The organism is Streptomyces fulvorobeus (genome assembly GCF_013167895.1).
Classification (GTDB): Bacteria; Actinomycetota; Actinomycetes; order Streptomycetales; family Streptomycetaceae; genus Streptomyces; species Streptomyces fulvorobeus.
The window spans coordinates 1,031,308-1,047,855 of sequence record NZ_BLWC01000001.1 but is presented as its reverse complement, the minus strand read 5'-3'; the positions used below and the strand labels follow the sequence as shown (position 1 = coordinate 1,047,855).

At 69.9% G+C, this 16,548-nt stretch carries 15 protein-coding genes and 1 pseudogene; 12 read left to right on the top strand and 4 right to left on the bottom strand.

Annotated features, from left to right (window positions below; all coding sequences use genetic code 11):
* Nucleotides 1-23 precede the first annotated feature (23 nt).
* Entirely contained in the window at nucleotides 24-725 is a 702-nt protein-coding gene (locus tag Sfulv_RS04640; RefSeq protein ID WP_173311730.1) for an HAD family hydrolase, read from the top strand.
* Between the two features lie 378 nt (nucleotides 726-1,103).
* A pseudogene (locus Sfulv_RS04635) lies at nucleotides 1,104-2,704 on the top strand (ABC transporter substrate-binding protein).
* Nucleotides 2,705-2,756: 52 nt separating this feature from the next.
* Here Sfulv_RS04635 and Sfulv_RS04630 read toward each other — a convergent pair.
* Nucleotides 2,757-3,428: a response regulator gene (locus Sfulv_RS04630; RefSeq protein ID WP_173311727.1), complete on the bottom strand. Its 672-nt coding sequence runs from the start codon at nucleotides 3,426-3,428 to the stop codon at nucleotides 2,757-2,759.
* A gap of 9 nt (nucleotides 3,429-3,437) precedes the next feature.
* Nucleotides 3,438-4,346, bottom strand: coding sequence for a RecB family exonuclease (locus Sfulv_RS04625; protein ID WP_246353013.1), 909 nt, complete (start codon nucleotides 4,344-4,346; stop codon nucleotides 3,438-3,440).
* 105 nt (nucleotides 4,347-4,451) lie between these two features.
* Between Sfulv_RS04625 and Sfulv_RS04620 the strand changes: the two genes are divergently transcribed.
* The 3 genes from Sfulv_RS04620 to Sfulv_RS04610 all read left to right on the top strand — a co-directional run bounded on the left by Sfulv_RS04620 (nucleotide 4,452) and on the right by Sfulv_RS04610 (nucleotide 7,410).
* Complete coding sequence (locus Sfulv_RS04620; RefSeq protein ID WP_173317583.1) at nucleotides 4,452-5,702, top strand: site-2 protease family protein; 1,251 nt, start codon at nucleotides 4,452-4,454, stop codon at nucleotides 5,700-5,702.
* Between the two features lie 51 nt (nucleotides 5,703-5,753).
* The gene (locus Sfulv_RS04615; RefSeq protein WP_173311721.1) at nucleotides 5,754-6,653 is read left to right on the top strand and encodes a tRNA (adenine-N1)-methyltransferase; all 900 of its coding nucleotides are present in this window, start codon (nucleotides 5,754-5,756) and stop codon (nucleotides 6,651-6,653) included.
* Between the two features lie 187 nt (nucleotides 6,654-6,840).
* Complete coding sequence (locus tag Sfulv_RS04610) at nucleotides 6,841-7,410, top strand: hypothetical protein (protein WP_173317581.1); 570 nt, start codon at nucleotides 6,841-6,843, stop codon at nucleotides 7,408-7,410.
* A 27-nt stretch (nucleotides 7,411-7,437) separates the two neighbouring features.
* On the opposite strand, the gene Sfulv_RS04605 is transcribed toward Sfulv_RS04610, so the two are convergent.
* Entirely contained in the window at nucleotides 7,438-7,749 is a 312-nt protein-coding gene (locus Sfulv_RS04605) for a ferredoxin (protein ID WP_173311718.1), read from the bottom strand.
* Between the two features lie 240 nt (nucleotides 7,750-7,989).
* Here Sfulv_RS04605 and arc point away from each other — a divergent pair, with 240 nt between their 5' ends.
* The 6 genes from arc to prcA all read left to right on the top strand — a co-directional run bounded on the left by arc (nucleotide 7,990) and on the right by prcA (nucleotide 14,015).
* Nucleotides 7,990-9,756 (top strand): proteasome ATPase, encoded by a 1,767-nt coding sequence (gene arc / locus Sfulv_RS04600; protein ID WP_173311715.1) that lies wholly within the window; start codon nucleotides 7,990-7,992, stop codon nucleotides 9,754-9,756.
* Nucleotides 9,757-9,991: 235 nt separating this feature from the next.
* Nucleotides 9,992-11,503, top strand: coding sequence for a depupylase/deamidase Dop (gene dop / locus Sfulv_RS04595; RefSeq protein ID WP_173311712.1), 1,512 nt, complete (start codon nucleotides 9,992-9,994; stop codon nucleotides 11,501-11,503).
* Nucleotides 11,504-11,623: 120 nt separating this feature from the next.
* Nucleotides 11,624-11,842, top strand: a complete 219-nt coding sequence (locus tag Sfulv_RS04590) for a ubiquitin-like protein Pup (protein WP_031123725.1) — start codon at nucleotides 11,624-11,626, stop codon at nucleotides 11,840-11,842.
* A gap of 49 nt (nucleotides 11,843-11,891) precedes the next feature.
* A complete protein-coding gene (locus tag Sfulv_RS04585) occupies nucleotides 11,892-12,323 on the top strand; it encodes an endonuclease domain-containing protein (RefSeq protein WP_256668811.1) in 432 nt (143 codons plus the stop codon).
* A complete protein-coding gene (prcB, locus tag Sfulv_RS04580) occupies nucleotides 12,275-13,120 on the top strand; it encodes a proteasome subunit beta (protein WP_173311709.1) in 846 nt (281 codons plus the stop codon). The genes Sfulv_RS04585 and prcB overlap by 49 nt, the downstream gene beginning before the upstream one ends.
* A gap of 55 nt (nucleotides 13,121-13,175) precedes the next feature.
* Nucleotides 13,176-14,015: a proteasome subunit alpha gene (prcA, locus tag Sfulv_RS04575; protein ID WP_173311707.1), complete on the top strand. Its 840-nt coding sequence runs from the start codon at nucleotides 13,176-13,178 to the stop codon at nucleotides 14,013-14,015.
* A gap of 94 nt (nucleotides 14,016-14,109) precedes the next feature.
* Here prcA and Sfulv_RS04570 read toward each other — a convergent pair whose 3' ends face one another.
* Nucleotides 14,110-15,138, bottom strand: a complete 1,029-nt coding sequence (locus tag Sfulv_RS04570; protein WP_173311705.1) for a LacI family DNA-binding transcriptional regulator — start codon at nucleotides 15,136-15,138, stop codon at nucleotides 14,110-14,112.
* A gap of 144 nt (nucleotides 15,139-15,282) precedes the next feature.
* Here Sfulv_RS04570 and Sfulv_RS04565 point away from each other — a divergent pair, with 144 nt between their 5' ends.
* Nucleotides 15,283-16,542 (top strand): MFS transporter, encoded by a 1,260-nt coding sequence (locus Sfulv_RS04565; protein WP_173311702.1) that lies wholly within the window; start codon nucleotides 15,283-15,285, stop codon nucleotides 16,540-16,542.
* Nucleotides 16,543-16,548 lie beyond the last annotated feature (6 nt).

Here is a 16,548-nt window from a genome sequence, read left to right as displayed (position 1 = left end):
TCGTCCCTCACGGAGGAGTACGGATGACCAGTACGGTCCCCGCGTCCCTGACCCGTACGGCCGATGGGTCCACCCTGCAGGCCGTATTCCTCGACATGGACGGCACCCTGGTGGACACCGAGGGCTTCTGGTGGGATGCGGAGGTCGAGGTCTTCGCCGGCCTCGGGCACCGGCTCGACGAGGCGTGGCGCGACGTGGTCGTGGGCGGCCCCATGACCCGCAGTGCGGGCTATCTCATCGACGTGACCGGCGCGGACATCCGGCTGGACGAGCTCACGGTGCTGCTGAACGACTGCTTCGAGCAGCGTATCGCCCGCGGCGTGCCGCTGATGCCGGGCGCGGCACGGCTGCTCTCCGAGCTGGCCGCGCACGACATGCCGACCGCCCTGGTCTCGGCCTCGCACCGGCGCATCATCGACCGCGTCCTCGACTCGCTGGGACACCACCACTTCGGCCTCACGGTCGCCGGGGACGAGGTGACCCGTACCAAGCCCCATCCCGAGCCCTACCTCACCGCGGCCTCCGGCTTCGGCGCCGACCCGGAGCGCTGCGCCGTCATCGAGGACACCGCGACCGGGGTGGCCGCGGCGGAGGCGGCGGGCTGCCGGGTGGTGGCCGTGCCGTCCGTCGCCCCGATCGCACCGGCCTCGGGAAGAGTCGTCGTGGGGTCCCTCGAAGACGTCGATCTGGCATTCCTCCGGGGTCTGGTCACCGGAGTCCTCTGACGTCGCCCACCGGGAGTCTCCTGTGAATGTACGGAAAAACTCCCGGTGCCGGAATGTGAGTTTTCCCTCGGTCGCAAGTGCGCACGAATCAGGTCCATGTCAAGTTCCTGCTGGTGACCTCTTCGCGCGACTTGTCGGATTGCTGGGAGTTTCGGCGCGTGAAATATCCGGTGCAATGTGCCGATTCATGCCCTCACCGGGACCCGGCCGAGGTGTAAGCCGTCAGGCCGGGTACGGAGCTGTCGGGACCGGGTGAATCCCTGACCGGGCCCTGGGAGAGGCCGGGGGATCGTGGGAGGGCTGTCCGCCTGTCCGGAGCCCGTGGACATCCCTACTAATCTCGTTGTCTCACATACCGGAATGAGGGAGAACGTCCAGATGAACCGCAAGACGCTGGTGCTGCCGGCCGTGGTCGGCCTGCTCGCGCCCGTACTCGCCGCCTGCGGCGTGACGGGTGGTGGGGACGGAGGCAAGGACGCCATCGTCGTCGGCACCACGGACCAGTTCATCGCCTCCAAGGACAACCCGGCGCCGCTCGACCCGGCCACCGGGTACGAGGCGGGCGTCTGGAACGTCCTGCGGCAGACGGTGCAGACACTCACGCACGTCCCGCGCAGCGGTGGTGAGCCGGTGCCCGACGCCGCCAAGAGCTGCGCCTTCACGGACACGGAGAACGAGAGCTACCGCTGCACCCTGCGCGGGGCCTCACCTTCGCCGACGGCACGCCGCTCACCGCGGAGGACGTGCGCTACTCCATCCAGCGCGTACTGGACATCAAGTCCGACAGCGGACCCGCCGGCCTGCTCGACAACATCGACACGATCGAGACCAAGGGGGAGGACGAGATCGTCTTCCACCTGCGTACCCCGGACGCCACCTTCCCGTACAAGCTGGCCACCCCCGCCGCGGCCATCGTCCAGAAGAGCAAGTACCCGGCCAAGGGCGCCCGCGAGGGGTTCCAGGTCGACGGCTCGGGCCCGTACACCATGAAGCCCGAGGTCGAGAAGGGCCAGGTCGCCAAGGTCGTCTTCACCAGGAACCCGAAGTACAAGGGCGACCTGGAGATCCTGAACGACAGGGTCGAGCTCGCCCTGTTCCCGGACGCCGCCGCGATGGGCCGGGCGCTCGACGACAAGAAGGTCGACATGATGACCCGCACCATGTCGCCCGAGCAGGCCGGCCGGATGCTCGTGAAGCCCGAGGACGGCGTCAAGCTCACCGAGATGCCCGGCCTCGCCATCAGCTACCTCGGCTTCGACACGGACGCCCCCGCGGTGAAGGACAAGGCCGTCCGCCAGGCCATGGCCCAGGTCATCGACCGGGGCGCCATCGCGAGCCAGGTGTACGGCTCCACCGCCGAGCCGCTGTACTCGCTGATCCCGTCCACCATCACCGGGCACACCAACTCGTTCTTCAACAAGTACGGCGAGCCGGACACGGCCAAGGCGGCGCGCACCCTGCGGGCCGCCGGCATCGACACCCCGGTGAAGTTCACGCTGCACTACACGACGGACCACTACGGCCCCGCGACCGCCGCCGAGTTCAAGACGCTGAAGCAGCAGCTCAACGACTCGAAGCTGTTCGACGTCACTATCAAGGGCACACCCTGGGCGGAGTACCGCCCGGCGCAGAAGCGCGGCGAGTACGAGGTCTACGGCATGGGCTGGTTCCCGGACTTCCCGGACCCGGACAACTACACGGCACCGTTCCTGGACAAGAACGACTTCCTCAACTCGCCCTACCGTTCCGCCGTGGCGGAGAACACCCTGATCCCGCAGTCCCGCCGCAAGACCGACCGCAGCGCCGCGTCCAAGACCTTCGAGAAGCTCCAGGACATCGTCGCCGAGGACGTCCCCGTACTCCCGATCTGGCAGGGCAAGCAGTACATCGCCTCCCGCGAGGGCGTCACCGGGGTGGAGTGGGCCGTCAACGCCTCCGCCGACCTCCAGCTCTGGGAACTCGGACGCCGCTCCGTCTGAGAACCGGGGAACCGGTCCGGGGCGCCGCTCCGGACCGGTTCCGCAGGCCCGCTCACTGGGCGCCGGGGCGCACCAGTCCGCTCTCGTACGCGTACACGGCGGCCTGTACGCGGTCGCGCAGCCCCAGCTTGGTCAGCACATGCCCCACATGGGTCTTGACCGTCGTCTCGCTCACGAACAGGTCGGCGGCGATCTCCGCGTTGGAGAGCCCCCGCGCCACCAGCTTCAACACCTCGACCTCACGGTCCGTCAGCGTGTGCAGGGCGTCGGGGACGGCCTCCTCGCCCGACGGCAGATGGTCCGCGTACTTGTCGAGCAGCCGGCGCGTGATGCTGGGCGCCAGCATCGCCTCGCCCGCCGCGACCACCCTGATGGCCTGCACCAGCTCGTTGGCCGGGGCGTCCTTGAGCAGGAACCCGCTGGCTCCGGCGCGCAGCGCCTCCACCACGTACTCGTCGAGGTCGAAGGTGGTCAGCACCAGCACCTTCGCCGGACCGTCCCGGCCGGGCCCGGTGATCTGCCGGGTCGCCTCGACCCCGTCCATCCGGGGCATCCGGATGTCCATCAGGACGACGTCGGGCTGGAGCGCCCGCACCTGATCGATGGCCTGCAGACCGTCACCGGCCTCGCCGACCACCGCGAGATCCCCCTCCGCCTCCAGGATCATCCGGAAGCCGGTGCGCAGCAGCGGCTGGTCATCGACCAGAAGGACGCGGATCGCCACGAAATCTCCTTAAGGGCCTTCGAGGGCCACCGGTTGGCCGGCCTCGGCCCGGGGTGCCATTCTGCCCTGCGCGTCCCCGGCGGCCCGCGCCGGGCGTACGGACAGGGGGTAGACCGGGGGAGTGCCGCCGAACTCAGGACACAACGCCCGGTGGTCGCACCAGCCGCACAGCTTCGTCGGCCTCGGCCGCCACTCACCGCTCTCCGTCGCCTCCCGGATCGCCTCCCAGAGCGCCAGCAGCTTGCGCTCCACCCGTTCCAGATCCGCCTCGACCGGGTCGTACGTCAGGACGTCACCGCTGCCGAGGTAGACCAGCTGGAGGCGTTTGGGCACCACCTTCCTCAGCCGCCAGACCACCAGGGCGTAGAACTTCATCTGGAACAGCGCGCCCTCCGCGTACTCCGGACGCGGCGCCTTGCCGGTCTTGTAGTCCACGATCCGGACCTCGCCCGTCGGCGCCACGTCGATCCGGTCGATCACCCCGCGCAGCCGCAGCCCGGACTCCAGCTCCGTCTCGACGAACAGCTCACGCTCGGCCGGCTCCAGGCGTGCCGGGTCCTCCAGCGAGAACCACCGCTCGACCAACCGCTCCGCCTCGCCGAGCCAGCGCGTCAGCCGCTCGCCCTCCGCGTCGTCCGGGAACAGCTCCGTCAGCTCGGGCTTCGACTCCAGCAGGCGGTTCCACTGGCCGGGAATCAGCGCCCGCGCCTTCGGGGCCGTACGCTCCACCGCCGGATCGTCGAACAGACGCTCAAGGACCGCGTGGACCAGTGTGCCCCGGGTGGCCGCCTCGCTGGGCTTCTCGGGAAGCCGGTCGATGACCCGGAACCTGTACAGCAGGGGACACTGCATGAAGTCGCTCGCCCGCGACGGCGACAACGACGTGGGCGGCTGAGGCGGCCGGGGTGCGGAGGTCATGCCGAAGACCCTACGGCCCGCCACCGACAGCGGGCGGAATACCATCGACGACAGACCCTCGCACACTGCATGATCGTGGTGAACGCCACCGACCGAAGGGACCTCGTGGACGACAGCGGCGACAGCGGGCGGCCGCAGCCAGGCGCAGGGGGCACGGACCCGGGCGCCGCACCAGGCAAGGGCGCACCGCGGCGACCGGCGGAACCGGGCGGCGGCATCCTCATGGGCCGCCCCTTCGGCGTGCCGGTCTACGTCGCGCCCAGCTGGTTCATCGTCGCGGCGCTCATCACGTGGGTCTTCGGCGGCCAGCTCGAACGGGTCCTGCCCGAGCTCGGGAACACCCGCTACCTCGTCTCGCTGTTCTTCGCGATCGCCTTCTACGCCTCCGTCCTGGTCCACGAGCTCGCCCACACGGTCGCTGCGCTGCGCTACAAGCTGCCCGTCAGGCGCATCCAGCTCCAGTTCTTCGGCGGCGTCTCCGAGATCGAGAAGGAGTCCGAGACCCCCGGCCGCGAGTTCGTCCTCGCCTTCGTCGGCCCGCTGCTCTCCCTCGTGCTCGCCGGGGTCTTCTACGCCGGCATGCAGTTCGTCGATCCGCCCACCGTGCCCGGTGTGCTCCTCGCCGGGCTGATGATCTCCAACCTCCTCGTCGCCGCCTTCAACCTGCTGCCCGGCCTCCCGCTCGACGGCGGACGCATGCTGCGCGCCGTCGTCTGGAAGATCACCGGCAAGCCCATGAGCGGCACCATCGCCGCGGCCTGGGTCGGCAGGGGCCTCGCCGTGGCCGTGCTCATCGGGCTCCCGCTCCTCACCCACACGGGGGCCCTCGGCAACGCCACCGAGGAGATCAGCGGCGTGGAGACCGTCACGGACGCGCTGCTCGCCGCCATCCTCGCCGGGATCATCTGGACGGGCGCCGGGAACAGCCTGCGCCTGGCCCGCCTCCGCGAGCACCTCCCCGACCTGCGCGCCCGCACCCTCACCCGGCGCGCCGTCCCCGTGGAGTCCGCCACCCCCCTCTCCGAGGCCCTGCGCCGGGCCAACGAGGCGGGAGCCCGCGCCCTCGTCGTCGTCGACGGACAGGGCACCCCCAAGGCCGTGGTCCGCGAGGCCGCCATCGCGGGCGTCCCCGAACACCGCCGCCCCTGGGTCGCCGTCAGCGGCCTGGCCCAGGACCTCACCGAGGGCATGAGGATTCCCGCCGAACTCGCCGGTGAAGCCCTCCTGGACCACCTCAAGACCACCCCGGCCACCGAGTACCTGGTCGTCGAGGAGACCGGCGAGATCTACGGGGTCCTGTCCACCACGGACGTCGAACGCGCTTTCGTCGCCGCGATGGCGCGCCCGGCCGCCTGACACCGCGGCCGGAGCGGTCGGAGCCCCGCAAAACACCGGTACGCTGGCCACATGTCTGAACCGACCGGTGCCGCCCGACGTCGCGGGCCCTTCAAGGTCGGGGACCAGGTACAGCTCACCGATCCCAAGGGACGCCACTACACCTTCACGCTCGAAGCCGGAAAGAACTTCCACACCCACAAGGGTTCTTTCCCGCACGACGAGCTGATCGGTGCTCCCGAGGGCAGTGTTGTCCGCACCACGGGAAACGTCGCCTACCTCGCGCTGCGCCCCCTGCTCCCCGACTACGTCCTGTCCATGCCCCGCGGTGCCGCCGTGGTCTACCCGAAGGACGCGGGGCAGATCCTGGCCTTCGGCGACATCTTCCCCGGCGCCCGCGTCGTGGAGGCCGGCGTGGGATCGGGCGCGCTCAGCACCTTCCTGCTGCGGGCCATCGGCGAGCAGGGAATGCTGCACTCCTACGAGCGCCGCGAGGACTTCGCCGAGATCGCCCAGCAGAACGTCGAGCGCTACTTCGGCTCCCCGCACCCCGCCTGGCAGCTCACCGTCGGCGACCTCCAGGACAATCTCTCGGACACCGACGTCGACCGGGTCGTCCTGGACATGCTCGCTCCCTGGGAGTGCCTGGAGGCCGTCTCCAAGGCGCTCGTGCCCGGCGGCATCCTCTGCGCGTACGTCGCCACCACCACCCAGCTCTCGCGGACCGTCGAGTCCATCCGGGAGATCGGCTGCTTCGCCGAGCCGCAGCCCTGGGAGTCGATGATCCGCAACTGGCACGTCGAGGGCCTGGCCGTCCGCCCCGACCACCGGATGATCGGCCACACCGGCTTCCTGGTCACCGCCCGCCGCCTGGCGGACGGCGTCGAGGCCCCGCTGCGCCGCCGCCGCCCCTCCAAGGGCGCCTACGGTGACGACTACGACGGTCCGGGCAGCACCTCCTCCCGCGCCTGACCCCGTACAACGCTCGGGCGTCGCTGCCGAGTTCCCCGCACCGGCGGGAACTCGGCAACGACGCCTTTTTGTTGCCCCGCCGTTCCGATGCCGTGCCAGGTGTGGCACGATGCTGGCCACCCCCGCCCGCCGGCGCGCAGCCGGCACCGCCCACCCGGGCCCCCAGGAACCACAGGAGACATACCGCGTGCAGACCTCCGCGCTCCCGGACCTCGCGCACACCGCGACGAAGCCGGTGCACTGGCTCGCCACGGCGACGGCCATGGCGGCCGTCGTGGCCTGCGCGGGCCTGCTCCAGCCGGGCACCGCCACCGCCACGGCATCCGCCGCCTCCTCGCGGGGCGGAGCCCCCGTGGCCGCTCCCGACGCGGCGGCCGCGGCGTACCCGCTCGACTGCGGCGGCGCGAAGAACGTGGTGACCCACGAAGCGGCCGGAGACCTCGACGGCGACGGCCGCCCCGAGACCGTGGCCGTGGTCCGCTGCGACGCCGGCACGGGCACGCCGCCCAGCGGCGTCTACGTCCTGACACACGGAAGCGGGGCCGCCCCGACAGTCGTCGCGACCCTGGTGGACCCCGCCCGCAAACTGACGGTCACCGACTTCTCCGTACGGGACGGAATCGTCTCGGCGACGCTGCTCGGCTACTCCTCCGCGGACGTGCCGCGCTGCTGCCCCGACGAGCAGGAGCGGGCCGGCTGGCGGTGGGAGGGCGACGCCTTCGTCAGATCGGCCCAGGACCCGGCCCGCGGCGCCTGAGGCACCCCGTCCGGGCCGCCCGGACCGCTACGCGGCGTCCGGGCCGAATACTTCGACGCTGTCCGAGACACGTCGTACGTGGATGCAGTCGCCCGGGCACTCCTTGGCCGAGTCGACCACGTCCTGGAGGAGCGGCAGCGGCACGGGCGTCGTGGCGCCCTTGTCCTGGAGGAGCTCGTCCCCGCCGCTCTTCACGTACGCCAGACCGTCGATGTCCAGCTCGAACACCTCCGGTGCGTACTGCACGCAGATGCCGTCGCCCGTACAGAGGTCCTGGTCGATCCAGACCTCCAGATCCTGTGTCTCGCCCTCGCCCGGAGCGTCCTGCCGCACGGTCATATGTCCTGCCGTTCCCTGCGTATCCGAAGCAAATGAATCCAGCCCTGGCGGGTGTTGAACACTTCGACGATACAACCGGCCGCTTTCGGGTGCTGAAAGTGGGTATTCCCTTGGCGTGAGGGGGAGCGCAAGGGTGAAGATCGGACACGCCCCGCAGTCTTTGTGATCTAGGGGTTTCAATCATCACCCACCCAGGTAGGGTCAGGAAGCGTCCAGCTCCCCTTGGAGGAGGTGAGGACCGTGGCAGCCCACGACGACGACATCAACCGCGGCATCCGGCCCGGGCGGGGGTCAGAAGACCCAGCCGGCCAGGTCGCCTATCTTGAGCAGGAAATCGCCGTCCTGCGACGTAAGCTCGCCGACTCTCCGCGTCATACGAGGATTCTCGAAGAGCGGATCGTCGAGTTGCAGACCAACCTCGCCGGCGTGTCCGCGCAGAACGAGCGGCTCGCCAACACGCTCCGCGAGGCCCGGGACCAGATCGTGGCCCTCAAGGAGGAGGTCGACCGGCTCGCACAGCCGCCGGCCGGCTTCGGTGTCTTCCTGCAGACCAACGAGGACGGCACCTGCGACATCTTCACCGGGGGCCGCAAGCTCCGGGTGAACGTCAGCCCCGGTGTCGAGCTCGAAGACCTCAGAAGAGGTCAGGAAGTCATGCTCAACGAAGCGCTCAACGTGGTCGAGGCCATGGCGTTCGAGCGTGCCGGGGACATCGTCACCCTCAAGGAGATCCTCGAGGACGGCGAACGGGCCCTGGTGGTCGGTCACACCGACGAGGAGCGCGTGGTGCGGCTCGCCGAGCCGCTGCTCGACATCACCATCCGGCCGGGCGACGCCCTCCTGCTGGAACCCAGATCCGGCTACGTCTACGAAGTGGTCCCCAAGAGCGAGGTCGAGGAACTGGTCCTCGAAGAGGTCCCGGACATCGACTACGAGAAGATCGGCGGACTGGGCGACCAGATCGAGCTGATCCGCGACGCGGTCGAGCTTCCGTACCTGCACCCCGACCTCTTCAAGGAGCACGAACTGCGGCCACCGAAGGGCATCCTGCTCTACGGTCCGCCCGGCTGCGGCAAGACCCTGATCGCCAAGGCCGTCGCCAACTCGCTGGCCAAGAAGGTGGCCGAGGTCACCGGCAAACCCGCGGGGAAGAGCTACTTCCTCAACATCAAGGGCCCCGAGCTCCTCAACAAGTACGTCGGCGAGACCGAGCGGCACATCCGCCTGGTCTTCCAGCGTGCCCGGGAGAAGGCGAGCGAGGGCACCCCTGTCATCGTCTTCTTCGACGAGATGGAATCCCTCTTCCGCACCCGTGGTTCCGGTGTCAGCTCGGACGTGGAGAACACCATCGTCCCCCAGCTGCTCGCCGAGATCGACGGTGTGGAGGGCCTGGAGAACGTCATCGTCATCGGTGCCTCCAACCGCGAGGACATGATCGACCCCGCCATCCTGCGGCCCGGCCGCCTCGATGTGAAGATCAAGATCGAGCGTCCGGACGCGGAGGCCGCCAAGGACATCTTCGCGAAGTACCTGACGCCTTCGCTGCCCCTGCACGCGGAGGACCTGGCCGAGCACGCCGGCTCCAAGCCGGCCGCCGCCCACGCCATGATCCAGTCCGTCGTGGAGAGGATGTACACCGAGTCCGAGGAGAACCGCTTCCTCGAAGTCACGTACGCCAACGGTGACAAGGAAGTCCTGTACTTCAAGGACTTCAACTCCGGCGCGATGATTCAGAACATCGTCGACCGGGCAAAGAAGATGGCCATCAAGGCATTCCTCGAACACCGTCAAAAGGGTCTCCGGGTCTCCCACCTCCTCCAGGCTTGCGTGGACGAGTTCAAGGAGAACGAGGACCTCCCCAACACGACGAACCCGGACGACTGGGCCAGGATTTCCGGAAAGAAGGGCGAGCGGATCGTCTTCATCCGCACGCTCGTCACCGGAAAGCAGGGTGCGGACACCGGACGATCCATCGACACGGTGGCGAATACCGGGCAGTACCTGTAAAACACAGACCGGCTGCGGATGCCCGGCCGGGCATCCGCAGCCGGTCGCTTTCCCGGCCGTTCCGGCCGTATCGGAGCAATGACGTATTTGATCTCCCCACCGGCGCAATGGCGCTCTAGGCTCTGCCGTACCGCCGAGTCGCGCAGTGCGGAGTCGGGTACCGCACACCGCCGGACAAGCAGCGGTACGTGAGCGCCGCCCCCGGAGGGGAGCGCCGCCGGGCAAGGAGGGCCGCATGACCGTACGGCGAGTAATGGGCATCGAGACCGAGTACGGGATCTCCGTCCCCGGTCACCCCAACGCCAATGCCATGCTCACCTCGTCCCAGATCGTCAACGCCTACGCGGCGGCGATGCACCGGGCGCGCCGCGCCCGCTGGGACTTCGAGGAGGAGAATCCGCTGCGCGACGCGCGAGGCTTCGACCTCGCCCGGGAGACCGCGGACTCCAGCCAGCTCACCGACGAGGACATCGGCCTGGCCAACGTCATCCTCACCAACGGTGCGCGGCTCTACGTCGACCACGCGCACCCCGAGTACAGCTCCCCCGAGATCACCAATCCGCTGGACGCGGTGCTCTGGGACAAGGCCGGCGAACGGATCATGGCGGAGGCCGCCGAGCGGGCCGCCGCGATCCCCGGCGCCCAGCCGATCCACCTGTACAAGAACAACACCGACAACAAGGGCGCCTCCTACGGGACGCACGAGAACTACCTGATGAAGCGGGAGACCGCGTTCTCGGACATCGTGCGCCACCTCACGCCTTTCTTCGTCTCCCGGCAGGTCGTGACCGGCGCGGGCCGGGTCGGCATCGGCCAGGACGGCCATGAGCACGGCTTCCAGATCAGTCAGCGCGCCGACTACTTCGAGGTCGAGGTGGGCCTGGAGACCACGCTCAAGCGCCCCATCATCAACACGCGCGACGAACCGCACTCGGACGCGGAGAAGTACCGCCGGCTGCACGTGATCATCGGCGACGCGAACCTGTCCGAGATCTCGACGTACCTCAAGCTGGGCACCACGGCACTGGTCCTGTCGATGATCGAGGACGGCTTCATCAACGTCGACCTCGCCGTCGACCAGCCGGTGCGCACCCTGCACCAGGTCTCGCACGACCCGGAGCTGAAGCAGCTGATCACTCTGCGCAGCGGCCGCACACTCACCGCCGTGCAGCTCCAGATGGAGTACTTCGAGCTGGGCCGCAAGTACGTCGAGGAGAGGTACGGCGCGGACGCCGACGAGCAGACCAAGGACGTACTGCTCCGGTGGGAGGACACGCTCAACCGGCTGGAGAACGATCCGATGAGCCTGTCCGGAGAGCTGGACTGGGTCGCGAAGAAGGAGCTCATGGAGGGCTACCGGCGCCGCGACAGCCTCGACTGGGACGCCTCGCGCCTGCACCTGGTGGACCTCCAGTACGCCGACGTGCGGCCCGACAAGGGGCTGTACAACCGTCTGGCGGCCCGTGGCAGGATGAAGCGCCTCCTCGACGAGAACGACGTCGAGCGGGCGCGTACCAAGCCTCCGGAGGACACCAGGGCCTATTTCCGGGGCCGGTGCCTGGAGCAGTACGCGGACGACGTCGCCGCGGCCTCCTGGGACTCGGTCATCTTCGACCTGCCTGGCCACGACTCCCTGCAACGGGTCCCCACCATGGAACCGCTGCGCGGGACGCGCGAGCACGTCAAGGCCCTCCTGGACCGCTGCCGTACGGCGGAGGAGCTGGTCCGGGTGCTCTCGGGCGGCTGAAAGGGCTCCCGGCTGGGAATCATTCCCATGACCTCCGGACGTTGAGACAAGTACCGGGCCAATGTCGGACCCCGTAGGTAGGGTCTGATCAAGTGCTTCGAACCGAGCGGGGTGAGCTACATGGCGACCAAGGACACCGGCGGCGGACAGCAGAAGGCGACGCGTTCCACCGAGGAGACCGAGGAGCAGACGCAGGACGCGCAGGCTTCCGAGGACCTCGCGGAGCGACAGGAGAAGCTGAGCGACGACGTCGACTCGGTGCTGGACGAGATCGATGACGTCCTCGAGGAGAACGCTGAGGACTTCGTGAGGTCCTTCGTCCAAAAGGGCGGGCAGTAACCCACGTCCATGGAGGCCGAGGGGAGGGGGCCCTCGCTGTGAGCGGTTCGTGCTCCCTGAGGCGTTCGGCCGGCACCGCGGGCGGGACGACGGACCACGGGGTCCCGCGAGCCGCCGCGCGTCGCACGGCACCGCGGCCCGACCGCCTCTCACGGCCTGCCGACGCGCTGCGCAGCGCGCGGGGCCGTGCGGGCGCTGCGGGCGGCCTCCGGCGTCCGTACGGCGTGACCGGGGCCGGGCGAAACGAGAGGATCTTGTCCCGGACCGCGTCCGCGCGATCTGCCCGGCCGCACCCGCCATCCATGTTGATCACTCCCACGGGACGGGTAGGGTCCGGGGCGTACCGTGCTTCAACCGTGATCCGGCCATCGGCAAGTCGGGGGATGATCCTGACACCTTGCGCAGGGCCATCGCATACCTGGAGGGAAACGCGTGGAAGCCAACACTCGTAGCACCGGGCGTCTACCAGCTGCCTTCCTGACGCCGGGTTCGTCCTCGTTCATGGACTTCCTGTCCGTCCACTCACCGGACATGCTGCCCGGCAAGCGGAGCCTGCCGCCCCTTCAGGGGGCCATCGAGGCACCGCACGGGACGACCATCGTCGCGGCGTCCTTCCCCGGTGGCGTGGTGCTCGCCGGTGACCGGCGGGCGACCATGGGGAACATGATCGCGCAGCGCGACATCGAGAAGGTCTTCCCGGCCGACGAGTACTCGGCGGTGGGCATCGCCGGTACGGCGGGCCTGGCCGTGGAGATGGTCAAGCTGTTCCAGCTGGAGCTGGAGCACTTCGAGAAGGTCGAGGGCGCCACGCTCTCCCTGGAGGGCAAGGCCAACCGCCTCTCCACCATGATCCGCAGCAATCTGGCCATGGCCATGCAGGGCCTCGCCGTCGTCCCGCTCTTCGCGGGGTACGACGTGGACCGCGAGAAGGGCCGGATCTTCTCGTACGACGTCACGGGCGGCCGCTCGGAGGAAGTCGGGTACGCGGCCACCGGTTCCGGTTCGATCTTCGCCCGCGGATCGATGAAGAAGCTCTACCGCGACGACCTGACGGAGCAGCAGACGCTGACCCTGGTGGTGCAGGCGCTCTACGACGCGGCGGACGACGACTCCGCGACCGGCGGGCCTGACGTGGCACGCCGGATCTATCCGATCGTCACCGTCATCACGGACGAGGGCTTCCGGAGGCTGACCGACGTGGAGTCCGCCGAGGTCGCCCGCGCCGTGCTGGAGCGCCGGATGCAGGAGCCCGACGGCCCGCGCGCCGCCCTGCTCTGACGGCCTCCCCGTTTCTTCGATGCACTCGTCACTGACAGAAAGGGACGGATAGCCGGTGTCGACGCCGTTCTATGTCTCACCTCAGCAGGCCATGGCCGACCGGGCGGAATACGCCCGGAAGGGCATCGCCCGTGGTCGCAGCCTGGTCGTGCTGCAGTACGCCGACGGCATTGTGTTCGTCGGCGAGAACCCGTCCCGTGCGCTGCACAAGTTCAGCGAGATCTACGACCGGATCGGTTTCGCCGCCGCCGGCAAGTACAACGAGTACGAGAACCTCCGTATCGGCGGAGTGCGCTACGCGGATCTCCGCGGATACACCTACGACCGTGACGATGTGACGGCTCGTGGACTGGCCAACGTCTACGCCCAGACTCTGGGCACCATCTTCTCCAGCGCGGCCGAGAAGCCGTACGAGGTGGAGCTGGTGGTGGCCGAGGTCGGCGCGCTGCCCGAGGGCGATCAGATCTACCGGCTGCCGCACGACGGCTCGATCGTGGACGAGCACGGCTCGGTCGCGGTCGGCGGGAACGCCGAGCAGATCAGCACCTTCCTCGATCAGCGCCACCGCGACGGCATGACGCTCGCCGAGGCGCTCAGACTGGCCGTCCAGGCGCTCTCGCGGGAGCCCAACGGGGGTGAGCGGGAGATCCCCGCCGACCGGCTGGAGGTCGCGGTGCTGGACCGCACCAGGCCGCAGCAGCGCAAGTTCAAGCGGATCGTCGGACGGCAGCTGGCCCGCCTGCTGGAGGCGGACGGTGCCGGGACCCCGACGGACGCCCCCTCCGACGACGAGAGCGCCGACTCCACCGATACGGAGACCGGAAGCACGGCAAGCACCGCAAGCGCCGAGGACAAGAAGCCCGGCGGGACCACGGAGCCCCCGGCCGAGGGCTAGCCCGGCCGCTCGACGCCTGGTCGCCGTGTCCCGTACCGCCATGTCCGGCGGTGCGGGGCACGGCCGCGTACGGGCGGGCCGGGGAGCCGGCCGCTCATGTCCGGGCCGCGGGGGCGGTCGAACCGCGCACCACCAGCCGTACCGGCAGACTGCCGGGCTCCCCGGGCCGGCCGTCCAGGACGGCCAGCAGCGCCGTCATCCCGCGCTCGCCCACCTGCTCGGCGGGCAGCCGCACCGTGGTCAGCTCCGGTTCCACCGCCGTCGCCAGAGCGAGGTCGTCGAAGCCGGTCACCGAGATGTCGTCCGGCACCCGCAGACCGCTCCTGCGGACGGCCTTGCAGGCCCCCGCGGCGAGGATGTCGTCGTCGCAGACGATGGCGGTGGGCCGGGCCCCGGGAGCCGTCAGGGCCTCCTCCACGGCCTCCCGCCCGGCTGTGACGTCGAGTGCGGCGGGGACCGTGCGTACGGAGGCGCCGGACACCGCGCGAAGGGTGTCGTGCAGCGCCCGCGCCCGGACCGCGAAGGTCCAGGAGTCCACGGCCGACGCGAGGTGGACGAACCGGCGGTGACCCAGGCCCAGCAGATGCTCCGCCACCTGGCGCATGCCGTCCGCGACATCGAGGTTCACGTGCGCCGCCGCCCCCGGATCGGCCGGGTCGCTGTCCAGCATCACCAGCGGCAGCCCGGCGTCGCGCAGCGCGCCCAGGGCGCCCGCGGCCATGGACGAGGCGATCACACCGTCGAGCGAGGCACGGGCCGAGGCGAAGGGGTCCCTGGCGGGCCCGGTGCCGTCCGGTGACGGATAGAGCACGACGCCGAAGTCGTGCGCGGCGGCGACACCGGCCGCCCCCGTGTAGACCCGGGCGAAGAACTCGTTGGTGAGCGCGGGGACCACGAGGAGCGCGGTCCGGGTGCTGCCGAGGCGGAGACTGCGGGCGGCGAGATTCGGCCGGTATCCGAGCTCCGCCGCGCTCTCCCGGACGCGTCCGGCTGTGGCCTGCGACACCCGGCCCCGCCACTTGTCGCCGAGCACGAGGGAGACGGTGGCCTGGGAGACACCCGCCGCCCGCGCCACGTCCCGGCTGGTGGGCCGTGCCGGGGCGGGCTGCTGCGCGCTGGTCACTTCGGGCCTCCGTGCTCGGTGGTGCCGTGATGCCCGGACACCGCGAGGTGGACCCGGGACTGCGCACATGGTACGTATGGACCACGGCGTTATACGTAAAACCTCGGCCCGGGTCGCAAGCCCGTCCGAGGGAGAGGGGCAGGAATGGCCGCGGGATACTTGGACGTCCTCCGGGCGCGGCACGCTACGCGGCTGCTGGCCGGGACCCTCGTGGGACGGCTGCCCAGCGGCACCGCGCACATCGCGATCGTGCTGTTCACCCGGGCCGAGGGCGGCAGCTACACCCTGGCCGGCGCGCTCGCCGCCGCCTACGGGCTCGCCACGGCTGTCGGACAGCCCCTGCTCGGCCGTGCGGTGGACCTCCACGGCCAGCCGCGCGTCCAGCTCCCCGCCGCGATCCTCTCCGCGCTCGGCATGGCCCTGTTCGCCCTCGTGGGACTCGACCCGCTGCCCCTGGCCTGTCTGGCGGTCGTCATCGCGGGAGTCTGCACGCCCCCGCTGGAAGGCGGCCTGCGCGCCCTGTGGCCGACCGTGCTCGGACGTGAGGACCGGGTGCACCGGGCGTACGCCATGGACGCCGTGGCCCAGGAGATCATGTTCACCGTGGGCCCGCTGCTCGTGACGGTGCTCGTCGCCGTCTGGTCGCCGGCCGTGGCCCTGCTGGTCATCAACGCCATAGGGGTCGCGGGAGCCCTGTCCGTCGTCCTCTCCGAACCCTCCCGCACCTGGCGCTCCGCACCCCGTGAGGCGCACTGGCTCGGCGCACTGCGCTCGCCCGGACTGCTCGCCCTGCTCGGTTCCTTCTTCTTCGTCGGGCTGGCCCTCGGCTCGATCACGGTCGCGGGCGTCGCCTACGCCGACGACCACGGCGACGCCTCCGTCTACGGCTGGCTCATGGCGGCACTCGGCCTCGGCGCCCTGATCGGGGGAGTGGCCTACGGTGCGCGGCAGTGGGCCGGTGCGCCCGAACGGCGGCTGCGCGGCATCGTCGCCCTGCTGGCGCTGGGTTACCTGCCGTTGATGCTCACCCCCGGCGTGGCCGCCATGACCGGCCTCGCGGCACTCGCGGGCGTCTTCCTCGCCCCCGCGATCGCCTGCTCGTTCATCGTCGTCGACCGGCACGCGCCGCGCGGCACGGTCACGGAGGCGTTCTCCTGGCTCGTCACCACGTTCGGCGTAGGCGCGGCGGCCGGAACGGCCCTGGCGGGCCCGGCCGTCGAGCTCGGCGGAACGGCGTGGAGTTTCGCCGTCGCGGGAGCGGGCGGAGTGGCCGCGCTTGCGGTCCTGCTGGCCACCGGAAGGGTCCTCGCAGTTCCCGTCCGTACGCCCACTTTCGTGACGGGTTCGGAAAATGATCGAAACGGTGCTGTCGAACCCGGTTTCAGCTCAGGCCATAAGGCGTAATGTTCA